Origin of the sequence: Roseomonas nitratireducens (assembly GCF_017813355.1) — a bacterium.
Lineage (GTDB): Bacteria > Pseudomonadota > Alphaproteobacteria > Acetobacterales > Acetobacteraceae > Neoroseomonas > Neoroseomonas nitratireducens.
Genome location: NZ_JAGIYZ010000046.1, coordinates 1 through 14992, shown reverse-complemented (window position 1 = coordinate 14992; position 14992 = coordinate 1). Strand labels below are relative to the sequence as shown.

General features: G+C 73.6%; 19 protein-coding genes and 1 pseudogene. 9 read left to right on the top strand and 11 right to left on the bottom strand.

Going from position 1 to position 14992, the window contains the following annotated elements:
• The 6 genes and pseudogenes from J5Y09_RS23825 to J5Y09_RS23800 form a co-directional block, all read right to left on the bottom strand.
• Positions 1-240: pseudogene (locus J5Y09_RS23825) on the bottom strand (hypothetical protein); the annotation flags it as partial.
• A 173-nt stretch (positions 241-413) separates the two neighbouring features.
• Entirely contained in the window at positions 414-773 is a 360-nt protein-coding gene (locus J5Y09_RS23820) for a Rieske (2Fe-2S) protein (RefSeq protein WP_209354348.1), read from the bottom strand.
• Positions 770-1201: an EVE domain-containing protein gene (locus tag J5Y09_RS23815; RefSeq protein WP_209354347.1), complete on the bottom strand. Its 432-nt coding sequence runs from the start codon at positions 1199-1201 to the stop codon at positions 770-772. Before J5Y09_RS23815 ends, J5Y09_RS23820 begins: the two co-directional genes overlap by 4 nt.
• The gene (locus tag J5Y09_RS23810; RefSeq protein WP_209354346.1) at positions 1198-1491 is read right to left on the bottom strand and encodes a YciI family protein; all 294 of its coding nucleotides are present in this window, start codon (positions 1489-1491) and stop codon (positions 1198-1200) included. Before J5Y09_RS23810 ends, J5Y09_RS23815 begins: the two co-directional genes overlap by 4 nt.
• 74 nt (positions 1492-1565) lie before the next feature.
• Positions 1566-2192 carry a glutathione S-transferase N-terminal domain-containing protein gene (locus J5Y09_RS23805; protein WP_209354345.1) on the bottom strand — a complete coding sequence of 209 codons (627 nt, stop codon included), beginning with the start codon at positions 2190-2192 and terminating at the stop codon, positions 1566-1568.
• A gap of 10 nt (positions 2193-2202) precedes the next feature.
• Positions 2203-3171: a Bug family tripartite tricarboxylate transporter substrate binding protein gene (locus tag J5Y09_RS23800; RefSeq protein ID WP_209354344.1), complete on the bottom strand. Its 969-nt coding sequence runs from the start codon at positions 3169-3171 to the stop codon at positions 2203-2205.
• A 151-nt stretch (positions 3172-3322) separates the two neighbouring features.
• Between J5Y09_RS23800 and J5Y09_RS23795 the strand changes: the two genes are divergently transcribed.
• The 7 genes from J5Y09_RS23795 to ccmI all read left to right on the top strand — a co-directional run bounded on the left by J5Y09_RS23795 (position 3323) and on the right by ccmI (position 9182).
• Positions 3323-4126, top strand: a complete 804-nt coding sequence (locus J5Y09_RS23795; RefSeq protein WP_408904087.1) for a heme ABC transporter permease — start codon at positions 3323-3325, stop codon at positions 4124-4126.
• Positions 4123-4266: a heme exporter protein CcmD gene (gene ccmD / locus J5Y09_RS23790; RefSeq protein ID WP_209354343.1), complete on the top strand. Its 144-nt coding sequence runs from the start codon at positions 4123-4125 to the stop codon at positions 4264-4266. The genes J5Y09_RS23795 and ccmD overlap by 4 nt, the downstream gene beginning before the upstream one ends.
• A gap of 169 nt (positions 4267-4435) precedes the next feature.
• Positions 4436-4951, top strand: a complete 516-nt coding sequence (gene ccmE, locus J5Y09_RS23785; protein ID WP_209354342.1) for a cytochrome c maturation protein CcmE — start codon at positions 4436-4438, stop codon at positions 4949-4951.
• Between the two features lie 265 nt (positions 4952-5216).
• On the top strand, positions 5217-7175 hold the full coding sequence (locus tag J5Y09_RS23780; RefSeq protein WP_209354341.1) for a heme lyase CcmF/NrfE family subunit: 1959 nt from the start codon (positions 5217-5219) through the stop codon (positions 7173-7175).
• A gap of 14 nt (positions 7176-7189) precedes the next feature.
• Positions 7190-7771: a DsbE family thiol:disulfide interchange protein gene (locus tag J5Y09_RS23775; RefSeq protein WP_209354340.1), complete on the top strand. Its 582-nt coding sequence runs from the start codon at positions 7190-7192 to the stop codon at positions 7769-7771.
• A 167-nt stretch (positions 7772-7938) separates the two neighbouring features.
• Entirely contained in the window at positions 7939-8385 is a 447-nt protein-coding gene (locus J5Y09_RS23770; RefSeq protein WP_209354339.1) for a cytochrome c-type biogenesis protein, read from the top strand.
• On the top strand, positions 8382-9182 hold the full coding sequence (gene ccmI, locus J5Y09_RS23765; RefSeq protein WP_209354338.1) for a c-type cytochrome biogenesis protein CcmI: 801 nt from the start codon (positions 8382-8384) through the stop codon (positions 9180-9182). Before J5Y09_RS23770 ends, ccmI begins: the two co-directional genes overlap by 4 nt.
• Here ccmI and J5Y09_RS23760 read toward each other — a convergent pair.
• From J5Y09_RS23760 to J5Y09_RS23745, 4 genes are all read right to left on the bottom strand, one after another.
• The gene (locus tag J5Y09_RS23760; protein ID WP_209354337.1) at positions 9166-9753 is read right to left on the bottom strand and encodes a thioesterase domain-containing protein; all 588 of its coding nucleotides are present in this window, start codon (positions 9751-9753) and stop codon (positions 9166-9168) included. The genes ccmI and J5Y09_RS23760 overlap by 17 nt on opposite strands.
• Positions 9754-9758: 5 nt before the next feature.
• Positions 9759-10343, bottom strand: a complete 585-nt coding sequence (locus tag J5Y09_RS23755) for a protein-S-isoprenylcysteine O-methyltransferase (RefSeq protein WP_209354336.1) — start codon at positions 10341-10343, stop codon at positions 9759-9761.
• Positions 10340-11515 carry a hypothetical protein gene (locus tag J5Y09_RS23750; RefSeq protein ID WP_209354335.1) on the bottom strand — a complete coding sequence of 392 codons (1176 nt, stop codon included), beginning with the start codon at positions 11513-11515 and terminating at the stop codon, positions 10340-10342. Before J5Y09_RS23750 ends, J5Y09_RS23755 begins: the two co-directional genes overlap by 4 nt.
• Positions 11516-11610: 95 nt before the next feature.
• A complete protein-coding gene (locus J5Y09_RS23745; RefSeq protein ID WP_209354334.1) occupies positions 11611-12054 on the bottom strand; it encodes a TlpA family protein disulfide reductase in 444 nt (147 codons plus the stop codon).
• A 214-nt stretch (positions 12055-12268) separates the two neighbouring features.
• Here J5Y09_RS23745 and argH point away from each other — a divergent pair, with 214 nt between their 5' ends.
• Positions 12269-13597: an argininosuccinate lyase gene (gene argH / locus J5Y09_RS23740; protein WP_245217397.1), complete on the top strand. Its 1329-nt coding sequence runs from the start codon at positions 12269-12271 to the stop codon at positions 13595-13597.
• Positions 13594-13722, top strand: a complete 129-nt coding sequence (locus tag J5Y09_RS24685; protein WP_280846304.1) for a hypothetical protein — start codon at positions 13594-13596, stop codon at positions 13720-13722. The genes argH and J5Y09_RS24685 overlap by 4 nt, the downstream gene beginning before the upstream one ends.
• Here J5Y09_RS24685 and J5Y09_RS23735 read toward each other — a convergent pair.
• Positions 13691-14992: S8 family serine peptidase (locus tag J5Y09_RS23735; protein ID WP_209354332.1), on the bottom strand; the 1302-nt coding region annotated here is incomplete at its 5' end. The two genes, J5Y09_RS24685 and J5Y09_RS23735, sit on opposite strands and share 32 nt — an antisense overlap.

Here is a 14992-nt window from a genome sequence, read left to right as displayed (position 1 = left end):
GACGGTCGCACCGCCGGGGTTCGCCGGCGTCGCCGGGCGGGCCGCCTGCGGCGCGGCGGGTGTCGCCGCATGCGGCGCGGGGGCGACGGTCGGGCGCGCGGGCTGCGCCTGGGTCGTCGCGCCGCTGGTGGCGGCGGGGCTGCCCTGGCTGCCGCCGGCGGCGGTGCCCTGGGCGAAGCCGGGGACGGCGATCAAGGCGATGCCGGCGGCGAGAAAGGCGGTGCGGGAGATCTGGCGCATCTGGTCCTCCTGTGTTGGTCCGAGCGCAGGAGGAAGAATGGCCACCGGCCCTGGCGGCCGAAGGGCGGCGCCAAGGTCCTTTCGCGGCGATCGGGTCGAAGCGGCGGCAGGCGTGGCGGGCCCGTGGCGGGCGTGGCGGCGGCGTGGCGGGCGGGGCGGAACGAAGGCGGGCGCTACAGCCCCGCATCCTCCGGCACCAGTACGCGCCCCTGATCATCCACTCGCGCCGGCACCGCTTCGAGCGATTCGCCGTAGCAGGGGCCGGAGGTGCAGAAACCGTCCTCGATCCGGAACCGCGCCCCATGCGTGGAACACAGGATCATCTGCTTCTTCGCGTCGAGGAACCGGTCGGGCACCGGGTCCAGCGGCACGCCGATATGCGGGCAGGAATTCACGTACACCCACACGCGCGGCCCGCGACGCACGGCGAAAAGCCCCATGAAGGCGCCGGGCGCGCCGGAGAAGCCCTTCGATCCGCCATCCGGGATGTCGTCCAGCGCGCAGAGCACGCGCTCGGCAGCCTCGGTCCTCACTTGCCCTTCCACCCGCCCATCTTCGCGATCAGGCGCCAATGCTCGGGCGAGACCGGCATCACCGACAGCCGCGACATGCGGACCAGCGCGATCTCGGCCAGCGCGGGCTCGGCCTTGATGGCCGCCAGCGTCACCGGCTTCGGCATCGGCCCGACCGCCTTCATGTCCACGCAGACCCACGGCGTGCCGGGCTCGGCGGTCGGGTCGGGATAGGCTTCGCGCGCCACCTCGACGACGCCCACCACCTCCTTGCCGATGTTCGAATGGTAGAAGAAGGCGCGGTCGCCCTTCTTCATCGCCATCAGGTTGGCCTTGGCCATGTGGTTGCGCACGCCCGTCCAGGGCTCGACGCCGTTCGCCACCTGCTGGTCCCAGGAAAAGGCGTCGGGCTCGGACTTCACGAGCCAGAAGGAAGGCTTGCCGGTCATTCGGCCTTCGCTCCGTCCTTGAACACGATGCGGTAGGGGTTGATGGACACGCGGGCGAAGCAGCCGGCGCGGGCGAAGGGGTCGCCCTCGGTCAGCGCGTCCACGGCCGCGCGGTCCGGCGCCTCGATCACGCGGACGGAGCCGATCGAATTGCCCTCCGCATCCATGATCGGGCCGGCGATGACCAGCATCTCCCGGTGCTTCTCCAGCCAGTCGAGATGCGCCGCGCGCACCGCCCGGCGCGTCGCGGCCATGCCGGGCCGGTCCTCGATCGTGACGGCGAAGAGCATGCCGATCCCCCCCTGGCGTTCCCCGCCTTGCAGGTAACGCCGGGCGGCCGCGCCATCAATGGGGCGGGGCGGGCCTAGACCACCTTCTCGACGATGGTCTGCGGCACCGGGACGGTGGCGGCGAAGGACGGCCGGGCCTCGAGCCGAGTGCTCATCGCCGCGAGCGCCGGATACTGCGCCGCCCAGTCATACTCGGCGAAGCGGACGGACAGGTAGCGCAGCACCGTGCCGGCCGCGATGTCGGCCAGGCCGAAGCGCCCGCCCACCATGAAGCCGTCGGTCGCCCGTTCCGCCAGCGCCCGCACGCCGCCTTCCACCTTGCGGCGCTGGCGGGCCATCCATTCGGCGCTCGGCGCCTCGCGCATCCGCTCGAAGAACAGCAGCACCACGGCGTCGCAGATGCCGTCGGCGATCACTTCCACCTCGCGGGCCGCCAGCACCTCCTCCGCCGTGTCGGGCAGCAGGCGGGGGGCGGGGTGCTTCACCTCGAGCCATTCCAGAATGAAGCGGCTCTCATAGATGCCGTTGCCGTCCGGCAGGACCAGCACCGGCAGCTTCTCCAGCGGGTTGTAGGCCGGCGTCGCCGTGGTGCCGTGCCAGGGCACCTCGGTGCGCAGCGTGAAGGGGATGCCCTTCTCGATCAGCGCGATCCGCACCTTGCGGGCATAGGGGGACGGGGTCGCGCTGATCAGCTCGTACATGCCGGCAGGCCTACTGGATGTAGGCGCCGGTGGCGCGCACCACCTCGCCCCAGGCCTCGCGTTCGCGCCGTTGCAGCGCGGCCAGTTCGTCCGGCGTGGTCGGCTCGGGCACCGCGCCCTGCTGGCGGACGATCTCGACGAAGGCGGGGGCGCGCATCGCCTCCCGCACCGCGGCGTTGAGCCGGTCAACTACCGCAGGCGGCGTCCGCGCCGGGGCGTAGATCGCCTTCCACAGGCCGGAGGTCAGGTCCACGCCCATGTCCTTGACCATCGGCGCGCCGGGAATGATGTCGAGCGGCCGCTGCGCGATCACCGCCACCACCCGCGTCCGCCCATCGCGCGTGAGGGATTCGGCGCCCCCGGCCGGCAGCGCCATGCAGTCGAGCTGGCTCGCCATGATCGCCTGCATCGCCGGCGCCTGGCTGGTGAAGGGCACGTGCAGCATCTCCACGCCACGGGCGCGCAGGATGCGCTCCATCGCCAGGTGGGACGTGCTGGCCACGCCCCAGGACCCGAAGGTCAGCCCGCCGGGCGCGGCGCGCGCCGCGGCGATCAGCGCCTCGAAATCCCGGATGCCCGGCCTGGACGGCCCGACCGCGACGGCGAAGGGGAAATGCGCGACCAGGCTGATCGGCGCGAAATCCCGGTCCGGATCGTACAATTGCGTGCGGTAGGCGGTCGGGATGATCGCCTGGGTGTCGACGATGCCCATCCACAGCGTGTGGCCATCCGCCGGCGCGCGGGCCGCGGCCGCGGCGCCCACCCCGCCCCCGGCGCCGGGCCGGTTCTCCACCACCACCGACTGGCCGAGCAACGGCGTCAGCGCCTGCGCCATGGCGCGGCTGACGATGTCGTTCAGCCCCCCCGGCGCGTAGCCCGAGATGATGCGGATCGTGCGTTCCGGGAATGCAAGCGCCGGCCGCGCGACAAGCGTCGCGGCTGCGGCACCGAGAACGGCACGGCGGGACAGTTTCGGCATCGGTCAACCCTTGGTTTGGGACCGGCGCTCCCCTTCGGCGAGCCTGGGAGCGATGCCGCCACCCGTCAAGCCACCATGGTTCTTGTGACGGAACGCAACGGGGGCTGTCCGCCCGCTTCAACAATGCGGAGTGTTACCCTAGGTTGGCGCCGTGGATGGACGCCTGACTGCCGGCACCGGAGCCACCGCCGACCGGCAGGACGCCGGAGGGCGGAGCCTCCACCGCTTCGCCAACCCCGGCCGCTTCCTGCGGGCGACCGGGCGGCTCATGCCGCTGCTCTGGGCCGCGGCACTCCTCGTGCTGGGCGCGGGGCTGGTCTGGGGGCTCGTTCTCTCGCCGGCCGACTGGCAGCAGGGCGAGACGGTCCGCATCATGTACGTGCATGTCCCGATGGCCTGGCTCGCCATGGGCGGATACACGGGCCTCGCGGTGCTTTCGGTCATGTCGCTGATCTGGCGGCACCCGCTGGCGGACCTGACGGCGCGGGAGCTTTCCCCCGTCGGCGCCGCGGCGACCGCCCTTTGCCTCGCCACCGGCAGCCTCTGGGGCAAGCCGATGTGGGGCACCTGGTGGGTGTGGGACGCGCGGCTGACCTCGGTCCTCGTGCTGTTCTTCCTCTGGATCGGCCATGCGGCGCTGATCCGCGCCTTCGACGACCCGGAGCGCGGCGCGAAGGCCGGCGCGATCCTCGCGCTGATCGGCATCGTCAACGTGCCGATCGTGAAGTTCAGCGTCGACTGGTGGAACACGCTGCACCAGCCGGCGAGCGTGACGCGCTTCGACACGCCGGGGATGCATGTGGACATCCTCTATCCGCTGCTGACCTGCGCGCTCGGCTTCTCGCTGCTGTTCGGCGCGGTGGTGCTCGCGCGCACGCGCGCGGCGGTGATGGAACGGCGCGTGCGCGCCCTGCAGCTCGCCCGGGCACGGCGGGAGGAAGGGGCGCCGGCATGACCCTGCACTGGTGGCACATCACCGCATCCTACGCGCTGACGCTGGTCGTCTTCGGCGCGCTCGCCGCCGGCGCCTTCCTGCGCCACCGGCAGGCCAAGCGGCTGCTGGCGCAACTCGACCCGCGGGCCGAGCGGCCATGAGCACCGCACACGCCGTCGCCACCCCCACCATCGGCGCGCGGCCCCGCCGCGCGCCGGGAGCGCAAGGCGCGACCGCGCCCAGACCGCACACCACCCCCGGCGCGACAGTGCACGGCGCGAAGGCAAGGCGGCCGGATGGCCGCCGCCCGCCGTTTGAGGGCAGAAAAAAATGACCCGCAAGAAACGCCGCCTGATGGTGCTGCTGCTCGCCGGCCTCGGCCTCGGCACGGCGACGGCGCTCACGCTGACCGCCTTCCAGGACAACCTGGTGTTCTTCTTCTCGCCCTCCGACGTGCTGGCGAACCGGCCGACACCGGACCGCGCCTTCCGCCTCGGCGGGCTGGTCGAAGCCGGCTCGGTCGAACGGGGCACCGGCACGGATGGCCGGCCCGCCGCGACCTTCCGCGTGACCGACGGCGCGAATGCGATAGCGGTCTCCTATTCCGGCGTGCTGCCCGACCTGTTCCGCGAAGGACAAGGCGTCGTCACCCTCGGCCGCCTGCTGCCGGACGGGAAGTTCCGCGCCACGGAAGTGCTCGCCCGCCACGACGAGACCTACATGCCGCCCGAAGTCGCCGACGCGCTGCGCCGCGCCGGCCACTGGAACCCGGCCCAGGGCGCCCCGCCACCCGCCGAGACCTGGAACACCGCCCCACGCCAGCGCGAAGGACGGAGCGGGGGATGATGCGGGTGTCGCCGGTGGTTCAGGGCGGCGCGGGGGGCCAGCCCCCCGGTCCCCCCGCCGGGAGGCGGAAGCCTCCCGGACCCTCGATTCCATTGGGGTGGCGGGAGGGAGGGGCGGAATCGCGCGCCCGTCCCGACCGTCGCGCCATGCCCCTCCCTCCCGCCACCCCAACCGACGCGGGGTCCGGGGAGGCCGTCGCCTCCCCGGCGGGGGTCCAGGGGGCAGCGCCCCCTGGCGCCCAGCCGACCACCCGGAGCCACCCCGCATGATCCCCGAGCTCGGTCATTTCGCGCTCGCGCTGGCCTGTGTGCTGGCGCTGGTGCAGTCGGTGGTGCCGGTGGTGGGGGCGCACCGGCGGGATGTCCGCTGGATGGGCACGGCCGGGCCGCTCGCCGCGGGGCAGCTGGTCGCGGTTGCCGTCGCCTTCGGCTGTCTGCTCTGGGCCTTCGCGGTCAACGACACGACGGTCTCGAACGTCGTCGCGAACAGCCATTCGGCCAAGCCGATGATCTACAAGCTGAGCGGCGCCTGGGGGAACCATGAGGGCTCGATGGTCCTATGGATCCTGATCCTCGCCCTGTGCGGCGGCTCGGTCGCGGCCTTCGGGCGGGACCTGCCGACGGCGCTGAAGGCGCGGGTGATCGGCGTGCTCGGCTGGGTGGCGACGGGCTTCCTGCTGTTCATCATCTTCACCTCCAACCCCTTCGACCGCATCTGGCCGCCGCCGCCGGACGGGCAGGGGCTGAACCCGGTGCTGCAGGACATCGGCCTCGCGCTGCATCCGCCGATGCTCTACCTCGGCTATGTCGGCTACGCGGTGACCTTCGCCTTCGCCGTCGCCGCGCTGCTCGAAGGGCGGGTGGACGCGGCCTGGGGGCGCTGGGTGCGGCCCTGGTCGCTCGTCGCCTGGTCGTTCCTGACGCTCGGCATCTCGCTCGGTTCGTGGTGGGCGTATTACGAGCTCGGCTGGGGCGGCTACTGGTTCTGGGACCCGGTCGAGAACGCGTCGCTGCTGCCCTGGCTGGTGGGCACGGCGCTGCTGCATTCCGCGATCGTGGTGGAAAAGCGCGACGCACTGAAGATCTGGACCGTGCTGCTGGCGATCATGGCCTTCGCCATGAGCCTTCTCGGCACCTTCCTCGTGCGCTCGGGCGTGCTGAACAGCGTGCATGCCTTCGCCAACGACCCGACGCGCGGCGCCGTCATCCTCGCGCTGCTGATGATCTACGTGGCCGGGGCCTTCGCGCTGTTCGCCTGGCGCGCGCCGCGGCTCGCGCCCACGGGCATCTTCGCGCCGGTCTCGCGCGAAGGCGCGCTGGTGCTGAACAACCTGCTGCTGTGCTCGATCGCAGCGGTGGTGCTGGCCGGCACGCTGTGGCCGATGTTCGCGGACATCCTGACCGGGGCGAAGATCTCGGTCGGGCCGCCCTTCTTCAACATGGCGACGGCGCCGCTCGCCATCCCGTTGATCCTCGCGATGCCGATCGGCGCCATGCTGCCCTGGAAGCGCGGCGACGTGTGGGGGGCGATGCAGCGGCTGTGGTGGGCGGCCTGCGTGTCGCTCGGCATCGGGTTCCTGTACCTGGCCGTGCTCGGATACCCGGTGTGGCCGGCGATCGGCATGGCGCTGGCGGCCTGGCTGCTGGCAGGCGCGGCGGCCGACATCGCGGACCGCATCGCCCTGTTCCGCCGGCCAGCGCAGGCCTGGCAGCGCGCCAAGGGCCTGCCACGCGCAGCGTGGGGTGCCGCCGTTGCCCATGCGGGCATGGGTGTCACGATCGCGGGCGTCGCCGGCATGGGCATCGCGACCGACACGCTCGTCGCGCTCAAGCCCGGGGAAAGCGCGCGGCTCGCCGGCTACGAATGGCGGCTCGAACGCATCACCGACGTGCAGGGGCCGAACTTCACCGCGCGCCGCGCGGTCGTGACCGTGACGCGGGACGGCGAGACGGTGACGGTGCTCTCCCCCGAACGCCGCACCTTCCAGGTGGACCGGCAGACGACGACGGAAGCCGCGATCCACACCAACGCGATACGCGACCTCTATGCCGTGCTCGGGGAAGAACGCGACGGCGCCGGCGTGCTCCGCCTGCACCACAACCCGCTCGCGCCCTGGATCTGGTTCGGATCGATCATCATGGCGCTCGGCGGCGGGCTGTCGCTGTCCGACCGGAGGCTGCGCGTCGCGGCACCGGCGCCCAAGGGCGTCACGGCCCCGGCATGACCGAAGCGAAGACCATGAGCGACGCCACAGCACCGCCGCGCCGCAGGCGCTGGATGCTCTACGCGCCGCTCGGCCTCGCCGCCGCGGCGGGGGCGGGCTTCTGGGTGATGCTGCGCGGGCTGCAGACAGGCGAATACGACCCGCGCGGCGTGCCCTCGGCCCTGCTTGGCCGCGCGCCGCCCGAGTTCAGCCTGCCGCCGGTGGAACCCGCCAACCTGCCGGCGCTGTCCAGCGCCGACCTGCGCGCGCCCCTGCCCTCCCCCATCGTGGTGAACTTCTGGGCGTCCTGGTGCGTGCCCTGCATCGTCGAACACCCGCAGCTGATGCGCCTCTCCCGCGAAGGGGTCCCTGTGTTCGGCGTGAACTACAAGGACCGGGCGGCCGACGGCGCGGCCTTCCTGCAACGCCACGGCAACCCCTTCGCGAAACTCGGCCGCGACGAACCGGGCCGCGTCGCCATCGACTGGGGCGTCTACGGCGTGCCGGAAACCTACCTGCTCGACCGGCAGGGGCTGATCCGCTGGCGGTTCGCCGGACCGATCACGCCCGAGATCCTCGAACGCGACCTCAGGCCGCTGCTGCGGAGGTATGCGTGAGCGCGTGCGTCGTGCGTCGCGGCGAGGGGCGCCGCCCCTCTCCGGACCTCTCCCCGCCAGAGGCCGAAAGGCCTCTGGACACCGTGGGATGGGCGGTTGGAGGGAGGGGCATGGCGCGCGCGCCTGGCCCAACGGGCGCCCCGCGCCGCGCACCGCGCATCCTCGCGATGCTCCCGCTGCTGCTCGCCCTGGCCGTGCCCGCGCTCGGCGCCGTGGGGCGGCCGGAGGACCGGCTCTCCGATCCGCTGCTCGAATCCCGTGCGCAGGAGATCGGGCGCGAGTTGCGCTGCATGGTCTGCCAGAATCAGTCGATCGAGGACAGCGACGCGGAACTGGCGCGCGACCTGCGGCGCATCGTGCGGGAGCGCGTGGCGGCGGGCGAGGACCGGACCGCGGTCATGCGATTCGTCCATGACCGCTACGGCGACTTCGTGCTGCTGCGTCCGCCGCTCAATCCGGTGACAGCGGCGTTGTGGGCGATGCCGGTCATCGCGCTGGGCGGTGGCCTGTTCGTGATCATCACGCGCCGCCGGCGCGCGGTGGCGGAAGTCGCTCCGCTGAGCGAGGCGGAGCGGCGCCGGCTGGCGGAACTGGAGCGTGGCGGCGGCGCATGACAGCCTGGATTCCGTTGATCCTTCTCGCCCTTGCGGCGCTGCTTCCGCTCGCCGCCGCGGTGCTGCGGCCGCGCGCCGCGCTGGGCCGCCGAGAAGCCGACATCGCGCTGTTCCGCGCGCAGCTCGCCGAACTCGACCGTGAGCGGGAGGCAGGCCGGCTGGACGAGGCCGGGCACCGCGCCGCGCGCGTCGAGGTGCAGCGCCGCCTGATCGCCGCCGCCGACCAGACGGAGGAAGCCGCGCCACCGCGGCGCGGCGGCGCGCTGCTGGTCGCGATGCTGCCGCTGATGGCCGCGGCGGGGATCGGCCTGTATCTGCTGCGCGGCTCGCCCGGCATGCCCTCGGCGCCCTACGACCTGCGCGCCGAGGCGATGGCACGCGACGACCAGATCCTGGCGACGCTGCGGGAACGGATCGGCACGCTCGACCCGCGCAGCGAACAGGCGCGGCAGGGCTGGATCCTGCTCGGCAATGCGGAACGCGGCCGCGGCAACCGCGCCGGAGCGATCGAATCCTGGACGCGCGCGATCGATGTGCGGTTCGACGCGGAACTCGCCGGCGACATCGCCGAGATGGAGATCGAGCGCGGCCAGGCCGCGGCGGCCACGCCATGGATCACCCGCGCGCTGGTCGCGGCGCCGTCGGACCCGCGGCTGCGCTTCCTGGCCGGGATGGTGGAAGCCGAGAGCGGCCGCCCGGCCAATGCGCGCGCGTTGTGGCAGGCGCTGCTGGCCGACAGCCCCGCCGATGCGCCCTGGCGCGGGCTGCTGGAACGGCGGATCAGCTCCCTGCCCTGATCGCGTCCAGCATCCGCAGCACCTCGGCGTGCAGCGTGGTGTCCTTGTCGATGGTCAGGTGCCCGTTCCGGTCGTCGCGCCGCTGCTCGAGCGTGCCGTCGAAGTCGCGCGCGGGGCGCAGCACGCGGTCGATCGATTCATTGCCCTGGTAGAAGTTCACCACCCGCCGCGCGCCGCGCGGCAGGTCGAGCAGGATGTGCGGGTCGAAGGTGACGAGCAGGTCGGCGGCGAGGCCTTGCTGCCCGAGCCGCCCGCTCATGCGCAGCGCGGTGTCGGCGCCGAGCGAATGGCCGATGATGGCGAAGGGGCGGGCCAGCGCGGGCCCGGCGGCGAGCGCGGCGCGCGCCTGCTCCTCCCACTCCACGTGGTTGTGGACGGAGGCATCCCAGCCGGCCAGGCGCAGCTGCGCGGCGAGGATGTTCATCCCGGTCGAGAAGAAGTTGACGAAGCCGCGGAAGACGACGACGCGCCCCTTGGCCTGCCCGTTGACGGGCGGAAGGCGCGTCGGCCCGCAGGCGGAAAGGGCGAGCGCGCCGAGGATCGCGCGGCGGCCCGGGGTCAAGGCACGCATCGGGGCTACCGCAGGAAGGGCACCAGCCGCGGCGTGCGCGCGGCGTAGTCGTCCCAGGCGGCGCCGAAGGTCTCGCGCATCAGCGCTTCCTCCCGCGCCACGCGCAGCGCGTAGAGCGTGCCGAAGCCGATGATGCCGGCAGGGCCCACGGCCCAGTTCTGCAGCGTCAGCGCCTGCGCCAGCGCCCACATCCAGAACGCCGTGTACATCGGGTGGCGGACGAAGCGGTACACGCCGCCGGTGATCAGCGCGTGCTCCTCCCGCACCCGCAGCGTGACCGACCAGTTGCGGCCGAGCGCCTTGTGCGTCGCGTGGAACAGCGCGAGCGCGCCGCCGAACAGCAGGAGCCCGGCGATCGCGCGCGGCGTCGAGAAAGGCTGGTCGAGCGCGGCGGGAAAGCCGGTCGCGATGTAGGCGAAGGGCAGCAGCCCGAGCCCGGTGAAGGACACCGCGAGCAGCGCCTTCTCCCGCGCATCCATCGCGTCGCGCGTCAGCGTGTTGCGCTTCGTCTTGCGTTCGAAGGGCCGGCGGATGGCCCACCAGGCGACCATGCACAGCCCGTGCAGCAGTTTCGCGACCAGCGGCGTCACGCGACCTTCCCCATGATGGCGGTGCCGAGCGCCCCGTCCGGCCCGATCAGCCGGTCCGGCCACGGGTCCCGCCCCAGCGCGCCCGGCCCGCAGGCGACCATGCCCCAGTCGAAGAAATGGCGGCGCGCGTTGCCGGTGACGTAGACGCGGTGCGCGCGCAGCACGGACCGCCGAACGCGACGCCATTCGGCGGGGGCGAGCATGGCGCGCGGATGGATCGATTCGAGCCGCGGCCCGTGCCCCGGCAGCCCGAGCCGCGCCACCGGGTCAGCCCGGTGGAAGGAGACGAGGTCGCGGCGGGAGGAGACCTCGACCCAGGTCAGGCCCGGCGCGGCCGCGATGCGCGCGACGGCCGCGCGCAGCCGCGCGGCCTCCGGCATCAGCGCGATCTTGAGCAGGGACGAGCCGAGGCCGAGCAGCACGAGGCGCGGCGCGGGCCGCGGCGGGGCGGGCTCGGCCTCCAGCGCGGCGGACAACGCCTCGGCCAGCAGCGCCATGCCGAGGCTGTGGCCGCACAGCACCACCTCCTGCACGTCGCGGCGGCGGCGGGCGGTGGCGATCTCCTCGGCGAAGGCGGCGATGCGCGCGGTGACATCGGGCCGGCGCCCGGCGGCGATGTCCCGCGCGAAGGCCCAGTCCGCGAGCAGGTGCCCCAGATGGAGCCGCCGGTCGGCGAGAACCAGCAGCGCCAGGCCGAGCAGCAGCCCCGCCACCGCCCCGGCCGCCCCGCCCAGCGCACGCGCCGTCGCCGCGCTGGCGAGCACCACGCCCAGCAGCACCGCCACCGGGAACAGCGCGAACAACAGGTATCGCCAATGCGCGGCGCCGTAGCGGGCAAGGGTGCCATCGGCCAGCAGCGCGGCCAGCGCGCCGATGCCGCGCCAGATCCGCAAGGGCAGCGGCACGGCGAGATCCCGGGCGATCAGGTCGTCCCAGGCAAGGATGCGGATCTCGGCCTCCGTCGCCCAGTCCGGGCCGGCGAGCCGGGCATGGACCATGCCACCCGCGCCGGGCTGCCCGCCGCCCTCGAGCCCCCAGGCCGCGGCGCTGCCGGCGATGGCACGCGCCAGCCGCCGCGCCTGCGCGCCCGGCGAGAGCGGCTCGTAGCCCGGCACATGGAGCACGAGGCGGCGCCGGATGGGCGAGGGCGGGGTGGGGGGCGCGCTGCTCATGGAATATTGCGCCAGCGGTGGGTGTTCCAGCCCCGCCCTGTCAACCCGTTTCGCATTCGCGCGAGCCCCATGGCGGATCGCGTCCTGCCCGGGCCTCAGGCGCCGCGCGGCGCCTGCGCCGGGCCGCGCGCCGTCAGGCGGCGGATTGCCGCGACGAATTCCGGCGCGTCCCATTCCGCGTCGCCTTCCAGCCGGGCGCGTTCCCGCCCGCCGCGATCGACGATGACGGTGGTGGGCAGGCCGCGCGCGCCGAGCGCCCGTGCCGCCGCCCCGCGCGGGTCGAGCCAGACGCGCAGGGTGCGCAGCTGGGTGCGCTCGTAGAAGGCCTGCACCACCGGCGCCCCGCCGCGGTCGGAGGACAGCGGCAGCACCAGCACCCCGTCCCGCGACAGCGTCACGGCCAGGCGGTCGAGCGCCGGCATCTCCCGCACGCAGGGCGGGCACCAGGTGGCCCAGAGGTTGATCACCAGCCCCCGCCCGGCGAAATCCGCCAGGGTGAAGGCCTTGCCCTCGGCGTCGGTGAAGGTGAGGTCGGGCATCGCCGCCTCCTCCTCCCGCAGTCTTTGCAGCCCGTGCGGCGCGGCGGCGGCTGGACGGGCCGGAAGCCCGGCCTGTATCAGGGCGGCGGCCCCCAGCGCCGGGGCGGCCTGAAGGACGGAACGGCGCGTCGGAACCAGCACGAAAGAACCCCCGGTGAGCAGCAACGCCAATCGGCAATGGGGCGGGCGCTTCGCGGAAGGCCCCTCCGCCATCATGGAAGCGATCAACGCCTCGATCGGCTTCGATCGCAAGATGTGGCGGCAGGACATCTCCGGCAGCCTCGCCCATGCCGCGATGCTCAAGCATGTAGGGATCATCTCGGCCGATGACGAGGCGGCGATTCGCCGCGGCCTCGCCGACATCGCCGCGCGCATCGAAAAGGGGGACTTCCCCTTCGACGAGGCGCTCGAGGACATCCACATGAACATCGAGGCGCGCCTGTCCGCCGCGATCGGCGACGCCGGCAAGCGCCTGCACACGGCCCGGTCGCGCAACGACCAAGTGGCGCTCGACGTCCGGCTGTGGGTTCGGGACGCGATCGACGGGCTGTCCGGACAGATCCGGGACGTGATGCGCGCGCTGGTGGATCGCGCCGAGGAACATGCCGGCACCGTCATGCCTGGCTTCACGCATCTGCAGCCCGCCCAGCCCGTGACGCTCGGGCATCATTGCCTGGCCTATGTCGAGATGCTTTCGCGCGACCTCTCGCGGCTCGCCGATTGCCGGGCGCGGATGAACGAATGCCCGCTCGGCGCGGCGGCCCTCGCCGGCACGGGCTTCCCCATAGACCGGCACATGACGGCGGCCGCGCTCGGCTTCGACGGGCCGACGCGCAACAGCCTCGATTCCGTGGCGTCGCGCGATTTCGCGGCGGAGTTCCTGTTCGCCTGCGCCATGTGCGCGACGCATCTGTCGCGGCTGGCCGAGGAGATCGTGATCTGGACGAACCCCTATTTCGGGTTCGTGAAGCTGTCGGATTCCTTCACCACCGGCTCCTCCATCATGCCGCAGAAGCGCAACCCGGACGCAGCGGAGCTGGTGCGCGGCAAGACCGGGCGCGTGGTCGGCGCGCTGGTCGGCCTGCTGACGGTGATGAAGGGCCTCGCGCTGACCTATTTCAAGGACATGCAGGAGGACAAGGAAGGCGTCTTCGACGCGGCCGAGACGCTCACGCTCAGCCTCGCCGCCACGGCGGGCATGGTGCGGGACATGCAGCCCAACGTCGCGCGCCTGCGGGACGCCGCGGGCGCGGGCTTCTCGACCGCGACCGACCTCGCCGACTGGCTGGTGCGCGAGCTGAAGATGCCCTTCCGCGACGCGCACCACGTGACCGGCGCGCTGGTCGCGAAGGCCGAGGCCAAGGGCGTCGACCTGGCCGGCCTGCCGCTCGCCGAGATGCAGGCGACCGAGCCGCGCATCCACGAAGGCGTCTTCGGCGTGCTGACGGTCGAGGCCTCGGTCGGCTCCCGCACCTCCTATGGCGGCACGGCGCCGTCGAACGTCGCGGCGATGGCGGCGGAGTGGAAGGCGAAGCTCGCATGACCCGCCCGCTGCTGGTCGCGATGGCGGCGCTGCTGCTGCTCGGCGCCTGCGGCAAGGTGGGCGCGGTGCGCGCCCCCGGGCCGCAGGATCAGATCACCTATCCGCGTTCCTATCCGAACCGCTGACGGGCGGCGGTTCGTCGCCGGCGCGGGGCCGGTCCTCGCACTGGCGCGGGTCCACCACGCCCCAGCCATAGACGGGGTCGCGGCCCGGCGGGCCTGCATCGCGCGCCGCGGCGGCAAGCCGCTCGATCCGCGCCGGCCCTTCCTCCGGGATGGCGGCGAGCGCCGCGGCGACGAGCGGCGCGGCGAAGGAGGTGCCGGACCACCGGCGCGCGGGCGCGCCCCCGCCGCCGAGCGTCACCTCCACCCCATGCGCCGAGAAGGCGATGTGCGGGCCGGCCGCCGAGCGCGCCCAGGGGCGCCCCCTTTCGTCCACCGCGCTGACCGCGACCGCCCAGGGATGCGCGGCGGGATAGAGCGGCGCGGCGCGCGGCCCGTCATTGCCCGCGGCGGCGACGAACAGCACGCCCTGCGCCGCGGCCTGGGCGCCCATCTCGGCCACCACGGCGTTCTGCGGCCCGACCACGGAGACATTGGCGATGCGCGCGCCGATCGACGCGGCCCGGGCCAGGGCGGAAGCAAGGTCGTAGGCGTCGGAGGATTCCCCGTCCTGGCCCAGGTGGAAGGCATCCAGCACCGCGATGCGCACGCCAGGCAGGTGGGCCGCGAGCCGCAGCGCCACCGCCGTGCCATGCGCGGTGCGCGCCGGGCGGCGGCCGGGCCCGCGCAGCGTCTCCTGCCGCTCGATCACGCCGGCCAGCGCGGGCAGGCGGGCATCGACGCCGGTATCGATGATGGCGAAAAGGCCGGGACGGGCGGGGCAGGTCGCGACGGCCGGCGCAGGCGCCGCCGCATCCGACGGTGGCACCGCGCCGGCATCGGGCGTGGCGGCCAGGCGGTAGCGATGGTTCCGGTCGGCCAGCGCCCCGGGAGCGATGCTGCGCAACCGGGCGAGCGCCTGCGCCTCCGTCAGCCCCTGGGGGCCGCGCAGGCGCACCAGCCCGGGACGCGTCGCGACGACGGAAAAGCCCTGGGCGCGGAGCGCGGGCAGCGCGGATTCCGGCACGCGGGCGGCGACGAGTTCGGCCTGCGGCGCCGCGGGCCGGGCGGCCGGGGCGACCGCGGCCGGCGCGGGCGGGCTGACGCCGGGCGTCGCGCCGAACAGCCGGTCGAGCGTGCGGTGCCAGGATTCCGGCATGGGGATGCGGCCCGGATTGGGCCCGAGGTTCGGCTGCCCGCGGCCACCGGCCCAGCCGCCGCCATCGCCGGCCGCGCCGCCGCCTCCCCCGCCGCCGCCGCCTCCGCCTGCGCCAGCACCGCCATCGCCGGCGCC